The sequence below is a fragment of the Phormidium pseudopriestleyi FRX01 genome (assembly GCF_017313335.1).
In the GTDB taxonomy this organism is placed as follows: Bacteria; Cyanobacteriota; Cyanobacteriia; order Cyanobacteriales; family Laspinemataceae; genus Laspinema; species Laspinema pseudopriestleyi.
In genome coordinates this window covers 1-13,226 of record NZ_JAFLQW010000663.1, presented here as the reverse complement: position 1 = coordinate 13,226, position 13,226 = coordinate 1, and the positions used below count along the sequence as shown (strand labels likewise).

Annotated in this window: 10 protein-coding genes and 1 pseudogene; 2 read left to right on the top strand and 9 right to left on the bottom strand. The window is 45.2% G+C overall.

Features of this window, described 5'->3' with window-relative positions; translation table 11 throughout:
* Positions 1-266: 266 nt before the first annotated feature.
* The 9 genes and pseudogenes from J0895_RS24850 to J0895_RS24810 all read right to left on the bottom strand — a co-directional run.
* Entirely contained in the window at positions 267-1,334 is a 1,068-nt protein-coding gene (locus tag J0895_RS24850; protein WP_207090661.1) for a glycosyltransferase family 2 protein, read from the bottom strand.
* Positions 1,335-1,373: 39 nt separating this feature from the next.
* The gene (locus tag J0895_RS24845) at positions 1,374-2,396 is read right to left on the bottom strand and encodes a glycosyltransferase family 2 protein (protein ID WP_207090660.1); all 1,023 of its coding nucleotides are present in this window, start codon (positions 2,394-2,396) and stop codon (positions 1,374-1,376) included.
* A gap of 109 nt (positions 2,397-2,505) precedes the next feature.
* Positions 2,506-3,525, bottom strand: a complete 1,020-nt coding sequence (locus J0895_RS24840; protein WP_207090659.1) for a glycosyltransferase family 2 protein — start codon at positions 3,523-3,525, stop codon at positions 2,506-2,508.
* A gap of 118 nt (positions 3,526-3,643) precedes the next feature.
* Positions 3,644-4,906, bottom strand: a complete 1,263-nt coding sequence (locus J0895_RS24835) for a lipopolysaccharide biosynthesis protein (RefSeq protein ID WP_207090658.1) — start codon at positions 4,904-4,906, stop codon at positions 3,644-3,646.
* Complete coding sequence (locus J0895_RS24830) at positions 4,881-5,831, bottom strand: phosphotransferase family protein (protein WP_207090657.1); 951 nt, start codon at positions 5,829-5,831, stop codon at positions 4,881-4,883. The genes J0895_RS24835 and J0895_RS24830 overlap by 26 nt, the downstream gene beginning before the upstream one ends.
* A gap of 206 nt (positions 5,832-6,037) precedes the next feature.
* A complete protein-coding gene (locus tag J0895_RS24825; RefSeq protein ID WP_207090656.1) occupies positions 6,038-7,030 on the bottom strand; it encodes a glycosyltransferase family 4 protein in 993 nt (330 codons plus the stop codon).
* The gene (locus J0895_RS24820; RefSeq protein ID WP_207090655.1) at positions 6,996-8,294 is read right to left on the bottom strand and encodes an O-antigen ligase domain-containing protein; all 1,299 of its coding nucleotides are present in this window, start codon (positions 8,292-8,294) and stop codon (positions 6,996-6,998) included. Before J0895_RS24820 ends, J0895_RS24825 begins: the two co-directional genes overlap by 35 nt.
* Positions 8,291-9,787 (bottom strand): GumC family protein, encoded by a 1,497-nt coding sequence (locus J0895_RS24815; RefSeq protein WP_207090654.1) that lies wholly within the window; start codon positions 9,785-9,787, stop codon positions 8,291-8,293. Before J0895_RS24815 ends, J0895_RS24820 begins: the two co-directional genes overlap by 4 nt.
* Positions 9,788-10,661: 874 nt before the next feature.
* Positions 10,662-10,820, bottom strand: a pseudogene (locus J0895_RS24810) (proton-conducting transporter transmembrane domain-containing protein); the annotation flags it as partial.
* 243 nt (positions 10,821-11,063) lie between these two features.
* On the opposite strand from J0895_RS24810, the gene J0895_RS24805 reads away from it, so the two are divergent.
* Both J0895_RS24805 and J0895_RS24800 read left to right on the top strand, forming a co-directional pair.
* Complete coding sequence (locus J0895_RS24805) at positions 11,064-11,279, top strand: hypothetical protein (protein WP_207090662.1); 216 nt, start codon at positions 11,064-11,066, stop codon at positions 11,277-11,279.
* 454 nt (positions 11,280-11,733) lie between these two features.
* Entirely contained in the window at positions 11,734-13,035 is a 1,302-nt protein-coding gene (locus J0895_RS24800) for an O-acetylhomoserine aminocarboxypropyltransferase/cysteine synthase family protein (protein WP_207090653.1), read from the top strand.
* Positions 13,036-13,226: the final 191 nt, after the last annotated feature.

Below are 13,226 nucleotides of genomic sequence, written 5' to 3'. Positions count from 1 at the left end.
TCGAGCGCGAAGGAACCGATGGCGATCGCACTAGCTGATACCGCCATTGCGATCGCAGTACCGGCTAAAATAGAAGTTCGCATTTTTCCTTTAAACCAATGGTCAAACATTGTCAAAATCCGAGAAGGTTTTCAGTGAGCTTAGGCCAAATTTGGTTTGTAAAAACCTGAAATAGCGCGCTATCAGGGGGCTTCGGAAAGCGCCACCCGTCTAGGGTAGGGCTTTCTTGCCATTTTAACGCTGAATCCGCCTGCGATCGCCTAGGGCTATTTTATGGACACCCCGATTTCGATGGTGGATGGGGAGGTTTGGGGAGGGCGATCGCTTTTAATCTGCTGTTGTTGGGTAGAACCATTGAACTGGTTGCCGCGATTTTCGATCCAAGTATAAACCGAGGGAGGTAATAACCGTAGAACATAGGCGGCGATTAGGGTTAACACCGTGCGCCGGGGTTCTTCTAGGAGGATGCGCCAGTAAGTGAATAAGGCACGATTGATTAACTCCACCGCAACTTTGCCATTTTTGACGCGAATGGCACTCCGTGCGAGATATCGCAGTTCATAGGCGATCGCCAGATCCCACCATTGAGCGATCGCTTCTGGTGCGTAGGACCGAGTTTTTTCTAATACCTGTTCCCAGCTTTCAAGTTGCTTGAGATAGTTAGCTGAAAGACCTCCAGTATTCACTCGGTATAAAGTTAGTGCTTCGGGAATTCCCTCAAATTTCCAGTTTGTTGTTAAGGCCATTCTTAACCAACATTCAATATCTTCTGACTGCCGAAAGTCTTCATCAAAGTAAAACGTTTCTACAGTGCCGTAGCGGTTGGCTTCAAATTGAATAGCATCAAATACTTCTCGTCGAATCACCGGAGTCGAACCATTCCCTAAAGGACTGCCGCGCAATAAACAAGGAACATCTATATCGGTTAATTGGGGCATCAAATAGGTTCCGGTGGGATTCCCAGATTCGTCAATTAAAGCCGAACGACTGAAACTAATTCCCACCTCTAAGGCTGAGTCGAGATGTTCAATGTGTTTCGCCAGTTTATCGGATTCCCACAAGTCATCGCTATCTAAAAAGGCTAAATATTCGCCTTGGGCGTGACGAATCCCGGTATTTCTTGCTCCGGCTAATCCCCGATTTTCTTGGCTAATAATTTTAATTCGGGGGTCATGGAACTGCTGCTCACAAATTTCTATACTCTGGTCCGGGGACCCATCATCCACGATTAAAACTTCAAAATGGGGATAGGTTTGAGCCAAAATCGAGCGAATGGTTTCGGCAATATATCGCTCGACATTGTAAACGGGAACAATCACAGAAACAAATTTCATCGGTTTAATATCCTCAGTTAAAAAAAGTCAATAAATCGTCTAGTTACGCTGTTCTCGGAGAATTTGTTTTTGTTGAGACAGTCCAGTCATTTTCATCCCTCGTGCTTCAATTTTTTTATAAATAAACGAGGGTAAGAGATAAAGGGAATAGGCCGCCGCTAAGGTGAGAAAGGTCCGCTGTGGTTCATCCCGGGCGATTTTCCAGGAGGTTAACAGCGCTTGGTTCGCCAGTTGCACCGCTTTTTTTCCATTACCGAGACTGACCATCCGTCGGGATAAAAATCGAATTTGATAAGCCCGGGCCATACTACCCCATTCTGCCACGAGTTCCGGGGCATAAGTGGCAGTTTTAATCAGCATTTTTTCTAAGGAAGCTATCTGCTGATCGACCTTGGTCGAAGCTCCCGTTACGTTGACTCGGTAGAGGGTGAGGGCTTCGGGAATTCCTTCCACTTGCCACTCGCTTTTGAGGGCAATTCTTAGCCAGCATTCCACATCTTCTAAATGGTGAAGATTTTCATCAAAGTAGGCAAAAGACAGGTCCTGATTGCGATTTGATGGATGTTTAATGGCTTCTAGGGCAACCCGACGAATCACAGGAACAGACCCATTACCAATAGGATTACGGCAGAGGATATGATGGGGTTTAATATCGGTGAGCCGGGGCATTTGATAGATTCCTAACGGGGTTCCTTTGAGGTCGATAAAGGCTGACCGACAAAAGCTCAGGCCAACTTGCGGGGACTGTTCTAAATGCTCGACGTGCTTTTCCAGCTTTTCTGGAACCCAGATATCATCTCCGTCAATTAAGGCGATATACTGACCCTTGGCTTGAGCAATTCCCGTATTTCTGGCAGCAGACACGCCTTGGTTTTCTTGGTGAATCAGGGTAATGCGAGGGTCATCAAAGGTTTGAATGATTTCTATACTGCGATCGCATGACCCATCATTGACAATCAGGATTTCAAAATTAGAGTAAGTTTGGTTGAGAATTGACTGAATGGTTTCTGCAATATAGGCTTCAACATTATAAACCGGAACCACTACCGAAACTAGCTTCATAATGACTGGTTAGATTGAGAAAGTAAGTAAAAATTAGAACAGTTTGGGGGAAACCTCGTTTCTCTACGGCTAGAAAAACGAGGTCCGAGAATGAACGGCAACAGAGGGGTTAAATTTTATACGGGAAAACTTGAAGTTTTTGAAACCGTCCCGCTAGTTTCATTCCGAGGTCTTCGAGTTGTTGATAAATTGGTTTAGGCAGCACGGAAAGGACCGTGGCAGCCGCTAGGGTGACTCCCGTGCGTTTCGGTTCTTCTAGCACCATTTGGGGGTGAGTGGCGATCGCAGTCCAGGCTAATTTTAGGGCAGTTATCCCATCCCGTAATGTAACCGCCCGACGCGCTAGATATCGCAAGTGGTAAGCGCGGGCTGGATTTTCCCATTGAGCGACCTCATCCGGCGCATACTCACGGGTTTTTTCGATGACTTGTTCCCAGGATTCTTGTTTTTTTAATAATTTGGCAGAGAGTCCGGCAGAATTCACCCGATACAGGGTTAAAATTTTTGGAATCCCTTCCATTTTCCACTCAGTTTGCAGGGCAATTCTAAACCAACAATCGAGGTCTTGTGAGCCTTGTAATCGCTCATCCCAGTAAAAATATTGCTGAGTTCCATATAGGTCATCTTGGAATTTAATGCTTTCAAACACCTCTTTGCGAAGAACGGCACAGGAGCCATTGCTAATGGGATTTCGACAGAGGACATCTCGAATGGTAATGTCAGTTAGCTTCGGCATTTGATAGAGTCCCATCGGCTCACCAGCTTCATCAATAAAAGCAGACTGACTATAGCTAATGCCGACTTCTGGGGACTGTTCTAAATGCTGAATATGCTTTTCTAATTTTTCAGGTAACCAGAGGTCATCTCCATCAAGAAAAGCGATATAGTCCCCTTGGGCTACGCGCAATCCTGCATTTCGGGCCGCATTTGCCCCATTATTTTCCTGAAGAATTAATTTTAATTTGGGTTCTTGAAATTGTTCACAAATTTCAGCGGTGCGGTCGGTTGATCCATCATCAATCAAAATCAGTTCAAAATGTTGGTAAGTTTGGGCTAATACAGACTGGATGGTGTCAACGATATACTGTTCTAGGTTATAAACGGGAACGATGACAGAAATGAATTTCATAGATTTAATCCTGAAATTTACTAAAGGACTCACTGAAAGGGTATGTTTTTTTTAAAGTGGAAACAAACGAGTTTTATGGCCGGGGGGAAACGTTCCTCACAGTTTCCCCGGAAAATGATTAGCGGTTGCGGTTAAAGGCATACCGAGTCGCCCAAATCGTATAGGCGGGTAAGGCAAGCATATGAACGATTAACACCGTGAGTGCTAACCCAATTACTTGCCACTGGATACCAATAAACAGGCTGATGGTAAAGACCGTGGTAAAGATAATATTCCACTTAAAATCGATATCCGGTCGGCCAATTGCCACCATTAATTGAGAGGCAGCATCCCCAAATGGGCGAGGAATAGCCGAGATACAGATAATCATTAAAACTGGAATCGCTTCAATCCATTTTTCTCCAAACACAATCGGCACATAAAACGGGGCCATTGTCGATTGTAAGAGGACTAACGGAATGATTAAGGCTGCAATTATCTTTAAGCTCTTATAGAACTGCTGCTTCATTTTAGCCCAGTCTTGTCGCAGAGAACATAAATGCGGTAATAGAGCAGCGTTAATCGATTTAATGATGCTCAGGCTAATGCCCAATCCAGCATTAAAGGCAAAGAAGTAGATTCCTAACTCGGTAATTCCTAAAAAGCGACCCACGAGTAGATAATCTAGGTTAGTTCTTAGGGTTTTTAACAATTCAACGCCTAAGACATTTTTGCCAAATCCAAAAATATCTTTCCATTTTTCACTCCGAAATCCCCCACTTGGACGCCAGGAATGGTTGCGACGGTAGATATAAGCCCACAAGGGCGTTACCATGAGTTTAGGAATGACAATGGCCCAGATCCCCAACCCTAATACCGCGAAAACGAGGGATAAAATGTTACTTGTTCCTTGAACTGCTACTTTATTAAGGGCTTGAATTTCTAGGCGATTTTCTCGACGGAGTAAGATCGCTTGCACGACGCCTAACGGCGTGACTAAAAAGACCCCCCCTAAAACGGCAATGGGTAGAACCAGATTGGTATCACTATAAAACCAGGCAATGGGAAAGGCGACGAGGCCCTGAATCAAGAATAAGCAGCCATAGAGGACCCAACTTAACCAATAGGCATTTCGGCATAAGTCTTCGAGTTCTTCCGGCTTGGCTTGAATCAGTTTTGCACCGATGCCAATGTCGGTAAAGACAAAGGTAAATTCATAAGTGGTTAAGACAATGGCTGCTAACCCATAATCGTATTGGGTTAAGAACCGGGCTAAAACCACGGTGGTCATTAAACGAACGACACGGATGGCAAATTCGGCACCGGTTAGCCAGCCAATATTTTGAACAAATTTGTTATTGAGCTTCTTTTTAACTTTAGTTTGAAATGTTGAAAAGTTCATGTTCCCACACCTTAGACCGCCAATATTGAGGTTCTTCTTCGAGAGAATGTCCATCTTCGAGCATAAATTGATAGCCCTGATAGGCACTCAATCGCACGATCGCCTTTGCCTCCGCTAATGTGAGGTTTGGCCCGGAACTAGAGAGAAACTCCACTGCATACTCAAGAGCTTGAGTGGGAGACCACTGTAAGTGCCAATAGGCGACTTGCAGGATGTAATACGCAAGGTCGAGGTAGGGAAACCCTTCCGCTAGACCATATTCCCAGTCAATGGCAAAAATCTTGTCATCGGGCGATCGCAACAGGTTCCAGGGGGAAAAATCCCCATGTAAGGCAACAATCGGCCAGGGGCGATCGCGCAGGGCATCCAACCATTTCAGGGCCACTGGATCGGCAGTCTGTTGGAAGGTTTGAACCCAAGGATGCTCGTCTAGGGGAACGGGTGGGGCGATCGCAAATTGATCCAGCAGGTTTAAAATTTCTGGTTCCGGGGGAAGCATTCCACAAGAGATATGTTTTCCCTGAATCGGTTCAATTAAAAGAGCAGTTCCCTGACTTAATGGGCCAAATTGTAAGGGTCTCGGTTGGACATTGAGTTGAGAAAGTACGGCATATTCCCGGGCGATGCGATCGCAGGCGAGGGGTTTGCGCGAGTATTTCAGATAGCCAATCACTTGATGGCGATCGTTCCAGAGTTGGGCGGTAATTTTCTGCGCTTTCCCCGGAACACCCACGGAAAACACGGCCCAACTAAATTCGGGAAAAATCTCCCGGACAAACCCCTTAATATCGATTGATCCAGACTTTTTTCGGCAGGCAATTTGCATCGGCGACTGGCCTAAAGCCACCTGAATTCGATACAAGAGTCGCCCCAATTTTGGCGGCAAGGCAATCCCATCTGGATTAACCGAGGGCGGAGGACACAAGGAGCTTCCTTTCCATCGCTGCCAAAAATTTTTAGCTGGGACAAAAAGCCGAGGCTCATTCCAATCCGGCAATGCGATAACTGGTGTTCCCCTCGTAAAAAAACGATCCCAGCGCATGGACTTTTTCATGAATATCTTCCTTTCTGTAGATGCTTGATTGAGATTAGTTTTGGAAATTTTTTTGAATTAAAAAAATGAAGCAGGTTTTAGTTTTCTGTTAATTCCACCAGTAAGTTTTCCCATTGAGTTAAAAATAGGTCGCGGGCATCTTTGACCGAGTTCCGACCGTTTTGACCCCAAGTCAACAGGTCACTCTCGCCCAAGGAGGCGATCGCAGAAGCCAATTTGACTGGATCTTCCGGGGGAACCAAGATCCCACAATCGTGCACTTGTTCTCGTAACCCATCAATATCCGAGGCAATCACGGGCTTCCCTGCGGCTTTGGCTTCCATGCAGACTAAACCAAAGGGTTCCCAGCGCGATGAAATGACCACCGCATCACATCCTTCTAAAAACTGGGGAACATCGTCAATCGCCCCACAAAATTTGACATTTTGTAACCCGAGGGCGCGTTCTTTGAGGTCTTGCTTATCGGGGCCATCTCCTCCTAAATATAAATTAACAGTATGTTGAGGAATTAATTTCATCGCCTCTAGCAAAATGTCAAATCCTTTTTGTTTACAGAATCGACCATAAGCAGCTAAATGAATTTCTTTGCGAGGTTGGCGATCGGAGACTTCCAGGAATTTTTTCAGTTTGACCGCTGGATTAATTTGATACAGTTTGTCCGAGGCTACTAAGTTATTTTTAAACATCCAATCCGCTTGAGCCTCCGAAACTGCCACAACGCGATCGGCTAAGGAGTAAGAAAATTTTAGCATCAGCCGGAAGCGCTTTTTCTCCGGAACTTGATGGGTTTCAAATCCTGCCGTATAATGATGCTCAATAATCACCACCTGGGTTTTTCTTTTGCGGATATTTAACCAGAGTAAATTGGGTATTCTCCTCCAAGTACAGGCTTTATTAATCACCACGACATCTGGGGTGACTCGTTCATTGATTGCTTCATGGGAATCCAAACAAACCGTTTTAAAATCAAATTGCTTGGAGAGAGAGGAACGAGTCAAACTATCCACCATTGTCATGACACCCCCCATCTTTTTATCAGAAATCAGAAATAAGATACGTTTCTTTTTCATTAGTGTCGCTCCAAACGATTAATTGTTCTTTAAAGGCCATTCCCATCAGAATTAAAGAGGGCCAGTAGAGGTAAGCCAAGCCCTGAATATTTTCTGCAAAGGCAAACAGAAACAAAACAATCAGAAAATGTAAAGTGACCTTGGCCGTTTGAGAGTGCTGGGCTTTAATCAGCATTTCTATGAAAGTCCAAACCAGGGTAACGAAGAGGGCAAAAAAGCCGACTAGCCCGTGCAGAAACAACACCCCAAACCAAGTATGGTGAGAGCCAATAGGCATCTTTTCCACCACTCTTGGCCCTTCCGATTGAAGAATCCCATGTCCCCAGATTGGAGCGTCCGTTCTCCACCGATAAACGGCTATCTCATTGAGTTGATCTCGAACGCGGGAAGAACTAGCCCGGGCTTGAGTAAATTGATTTTTGACGGCGTTAAGAAACTCGATCAATGCCGGGGCAAATAGCCCTAAACCTAAACTGGCGAAACCTGAAGCAAAGATGATCCAAGGTCTTAAAAAATTGGTCAATCCCCATACCGCTACAGGAACCAAGGGCAGGGCGATAATTCCTAAGCGAGAAACCGATGTAACGGCCATCGCAGCAGCCCCAACCATACCCCAAAACTGCCATTTTTTGTGAGCCTCTTGTTGGACGATCCCCAAGTACATATTGCCAATCATTCCCAAAGCTGGTGCCCAAGGTGCGAACAAAAAGATTCGGGTTTGACCCCCTTCGGCATCATACTGATACAGCAAATTAACGTTGTATAATGAACCGCCTCCAAAGGCTTGCAAAGGAGAAGTATAGAGCTTGCTCGGTAGACCCGCCATGCTAAACAGATACCCTAGGGGAATCAAAATTAAACTTTGAACACAGAGGATACAAATTGCTCGATAAATTAATTTTGGGCGAATATCCAGATGAGCAGCAAGAGGAAAGAACGCTAAAAGCGCCCAGCTTCTGAGCCATCCGTTCACCGTAGACCGAATGATTTGGGGTAATCCCATTCCAAAGTCTATATGTCCCATCACTAATGCAATGTGCATGATGAACATCGCCACGATCCAGAGCCAGTTAGAGGTGGTAAAATTCACCCGTTCTTCCGGGGGCGTCTCCTCAGTTTGGTTCCACCATTTTTTAAAGACATAAAAAAGCAGGACGTAACATAATAAGGGGGCAAGTACATACTGAGCACCGATAAAATAAATGATGTAAGTGCCGAGGATGTAATACCAAACTAACTTTTCAGGTAGATTTTCTGGCTTCATCGCTTAGACACTGCGGTAGACGAATGTTGCTGAGGATACGCTGCGGTAACGGGAATGGGTTGGGGTTTAGGGTCTAGGATTGCACTTTGCTTGCGCCGTTTATTTTTGACATCCCGCATCCACAGCAGGAGAAATCCGGCAGTAAAAAAGACGGAACTCATCCCTGCTCCGAGTATGGCTAAGACCTTTTTCGGGGAACTGGGTTCTTCTGGCAAGGCTGGCGGCGACAACAGTTGAATGCGCGGATAGCTGGCGAAAATGTTAGATTTGCTAATATTTAGCTGGGTTAAGGTAGAAGAAAATACTGCTTCGGCAATTTGAACATTTCGCCGTAAATTTTCCAGTTCTGACCCCTGCACTGATAAATTTTTTAATCGATTTTCTAAGGTGTCAATCTGCCTCCCTAACTCTTGGGATTGGGCTTCTAATCCCACGTTGTCGGTTTGAGTTGTAATCAAATCTTGAAAGAAGACTTCTCGCCTAGAGGCATTGTCGCCATTTCCTAAGTTGGTTTGTTCCCAGATTTCCGGGTCAAAGGGTCGCCCAACAATTTGCTGACTCCGTTGGGTTAATTCCTCTAGGGCTTCATCAATTTCTTGTTGTTTAGCCAGAACTACGGGATGGCGCGTAGTATAAACTGAGGTCAAGGTCATTAACTCACCCCGGGCTGTTTGGTATTTCAGCAGAAAGTCTTGAAACAAAGAATCAGATTGTAAGGCAAAGGCTTTGTTGGCGGATGCCGGGGAGAGGTCTAAGTTTTGAGAAATTTGGACCATTCGGGCATTACTTTGCTGATTCAGGGCATCTACTTCCGCTTTTTGCTTCCGTAATGCTTCAATGGTTTTTGAGAGATCAACCAATTGCTCAGAAGACATGATGCTGGAGGTGGCTTGATACTCGGATAATCGAGCCTGGGCCTTTTCTAAGTTTTGCTGAGACTGACTGAGTAACTGTTGCAAGTTGCGGTCGGAATCCGATATTTCTTCTTGTCTAAATTTTTCTAATTGAAGTTCAAAGGATTGGTGGAGAGCGAGTGCTTTTTGTTGAGTTTGTTCGGGGGTATCTCCCACAATTTGAAACTCCATCAAGGTAGAGTTTCCAATAATCTCGATCTGGGGTTCGTTGAATTCTGAAGGCTTAAGATTCAGCTTTTGGGCTGCACGCGCTCTAACATCATCGCTAGCGGCAATGTATTTGTAATTTTCCCGAGGGTCATGATGGGAATCATATCTGTAGGGAGAGTCGGTTTGAGAAGACGCCCCACCAATGCCGGGTAAGTCTACGCGGCTTGTGGAACCTGTCCCGGGTAGGGTGACAGACCATTTGGTCGTATAGCTTGGGGCTTTTAGGGTGATGTAGGCGATCGCCACACCCCAAACCAACAGATTGGTTGTAATTCCTAAAAATAAGTAAATAGGCCACCGGCTTTTTCTAGACACAGAGCCTGACTTGGTATTATTATAATGAGAAAAGATTTTTACAGCATCATTCATAAATTTATCCTCTTCCTATCAGCAGCGAGACTCAAGAGGGGTCGGTTGCTAAACTCAAACCCAGAAAATGAGTGCGATCGCACAGTGGTAAATGCGGCAGGTCTTCCGATACTTCAGGGGTTAGTGGATCAGGCCATCTCACCCCTTTTCAGAGTCAAGCCCTTCTACTACTAAAGTTCGACCCGATAGAAAGTCTCCGAATCTTTCAGCGTTCTGTTTGGGATTTGCCCTCACACTGGACAGTCCATTTCAGGTCCGCTTTTGACTCTGATGAGTTCTCTACCGCTTCCTTATAATTTTCATCGATCAGTTGCAAAGCTCTCATCTGCCATTGGGATGAAGTTTTGAGGTGATTATTTATAAAAAAAACATCCGATCGCCAATTGCCACACTAAAAATCAAGATTTACGGACAATGATGAGGAAGGAAATAGCATAAAACTCCCTCCCTGTCATCTATACTCTAGGGGGAAAATCGCCATACTTCATCCGTTCAAGTTTATGCCAGAGGAATACATTCGTTCCCACACTCCTTCATGCAGGCTGTTCTATAGCAAATCCCCCAGCCTGGAAGGGTAGAATCCCATAAAATAAAGCCCGCGTAGGCGGGCTAATTTTAACTAATGCTTTGAGGTTAGAAACCCCTTGTCTTTGCACAATCTTTAATAATCAGCCACTCATTACCAGCGAGAAAGCCAATTTCTTCTCCTTTCTTCTCCTTTTTATCTAATCCCTACCCGGAAGCATTCGGGGGTTGGGACCTTAAAATATCGGTACAGTATGGGGAAGAAAAATCGATTTACTGCAGAAAATTTGTAGCAATTCGCACAAAATTCGCTCCAGAAACCTAGTTTCTAACCTTTACTGTACCGATGCCCTAGTTCTGTTAAAGAAGCAATCCCAATCAAGACAAATCCCATCTGGGAAATCGAGGAATAGGCTAACCGCCGTTTGAGGTGATCTTGCCCAAAGGCACTCAATGCCCCATAAACAATATTCACGACCCCCAGGATTGCCAGAACCGGGGCAAAGTGAAAATCATCAATAGGAGTGATCAGTCAGCATAAATGCTTATCATCCTGAACATTTTAAGTCCCTGTTGGGGGATTAAGGCCCCTTTAATGCTCTGGATTGCTTGCGGGCGATCGCCATCACCACTACTGACCTGGTTAGATCACATCAAAGCCTCGTTAGAATCACGGAGTTGTTTCGGTAGAATCACGGACGATCGCGAGAAAATACGGGAAGATAAAGATGTCGAGTTCAAAACAACGCTAATGTATTCCCTCAACTTGCTCCCCGGTGCCATTTCTGAACTACTCGCCACGGTCAAAGATACCCACTGCATCACCAAAGCCGATCGCTATGGACTGATGGCCGCGATTTTAGATGAATCCCTCAGCGACGAGGACCGCTTCAGTCTCGATCGCCTCCTGCGTTCTCTTTGCCGGGGACGGGTGCAAGTGGTGGATGAACTCTCCATGATCCTGTAAGGTTTCCAGAGGCCCACTCATCCGCTTCAGGGATCTATTCAATTCAACGGCATAGAACTCGACACTCGCCACCGTTGATTCCTGAATTGAAGTCACCCCTGCTTTACCCAAAGCAATCACCGCCTAGGGTCCACTGATGGGGCCAGTCCCCCAAGGTTAGTGCCTGTTAATTTCCCCGCCTGGTTTGCTGTCCGATGAGATGCACTTTCTTTATATTAAAAATTTCCATCCTTTAAGGGTCAGACCTGAGTGTTTATCGAGTCTTGGACCTTTATATTTTATTAAGTTTTTTAAAATTATCACCCGAGCCGAAAAAAATAGCCCTATAATTGCGTAATGTTTTGTGCTGGTTTGGGAAGGGTAAAATCCTTGTCAAGTATGACTCTCTAGCGCTAGATGAATTATCTATCCAATCAGCCAAAAACACCAGAAATTCGAGGAACTTTTCAAGTTTATGAGTGAAACGCCGAACTACCGCTTTGAGACCCTACAAGTTCATGCCGGACAGTCACCAGCCCCAGGGACAAATGCCCGCGCTGTTCCGATTTACCAAACCACTTCTTATGTCTTCAATGACGCTGACCACGGCGCAAATCTGTTTGCGCTAAAAGAATTTGGGAATATTTATACCCGAATTATGAACCCGACGACGGATGTTTTTGAGAAGCGGATTGCTGCATTGGAAGGCGGTGTGGCTGCCTTAGCAACATCCAGTGGTCAAGCGGCACAATTTCTGGCTATCGCCACGATATGTGAAGCGGGAGATAACATTATTTCCACCAGCTTTGTCTATGGCGGAACCTACAATCAATTTAAAGTCGCACTACCCCGTTTAGGCATTAACGTTAAATTTATCGATGGAGATAATCCGGAAGACTTTCGACAGGCGATCGATGACAAAACCAAGGCCATTTATTTAGAAAGTATCGGGAATCCCAAATGCAATATTCCTGATTTTTCTGCCATTGCTGACATCGCCCACGAAAATGGAATTCCCTTAATTGTAGATAACACCTTTGGTTGTGGGGGGTACTTGTGCAAACCCTTGGAACATGGTGCAGATATCATTACGGAATCGGCAACTAAATGGATTGGCGGTCATGGGACATCCATTGGCGGCGTGATTGTAGATTCGGGTAAATTTGATTGGGGAAATGGCAAATTCCCGATTTTTACTAAACCCTCTCCCGGTTATCATGGCATGAATTTCTATGAAACCTTTGGGCCAAAAAGTCCATTTGGAAATATTGCCTTTATCATTCGCGCCCGAGTGGAAGGATTGCGAGATTTTGGACCCGCCATGAGTCCATTTAATGCCTTCTTACTCTTGCAGGGGTTAGAAACCCTCTCCCTGCGAGTTCAGCGTCATACTGATAATGCGATGGAATTAGCCAAATGGCTCTCCAAGCATCCCAAGGTGGAATGGGTTAAATATGCAGGACTGAAAAAGAATCCCTATCACGATTTAGCTAAAAAATACCTGACCAATGGGTTTGGCTGCGTGGTCAATTTTGGGATTAAAGGAGGCATGGAAGCGGGTCGAGAATTTATCAATCATGTGAAGTTAGCCAGCCATTTAGCTAATGTCGGCGATGCCAAAACGCTGGTGATTCATCCCGCCTCGACGACTCACCAACAATTGAGTGAAGCGGAACAAAATTCCTCTGGGGTAACACAGGATCTGATTCGGGTGTCTGTGGGAATTGAACATATTGAGGATATTAAGGCGGATTTCGACCAAGCTTTTAAAGCTTAGGAATTAAGCCAGTCCCTCGTTTGCAGGGGACTGGGTTAATCACAGGATGTTGCTTTCACAGAGGCGATCGCCTCTGTGAAAGCACCTCTAACCCCCGGAACTTCATGCAGAAAACTGGGCCTTTCTAGTTCGGTTTTCTCTTAATCATCCTCCGTTGATGATCACTTCATGATTTAACAAACAGAAGCCAG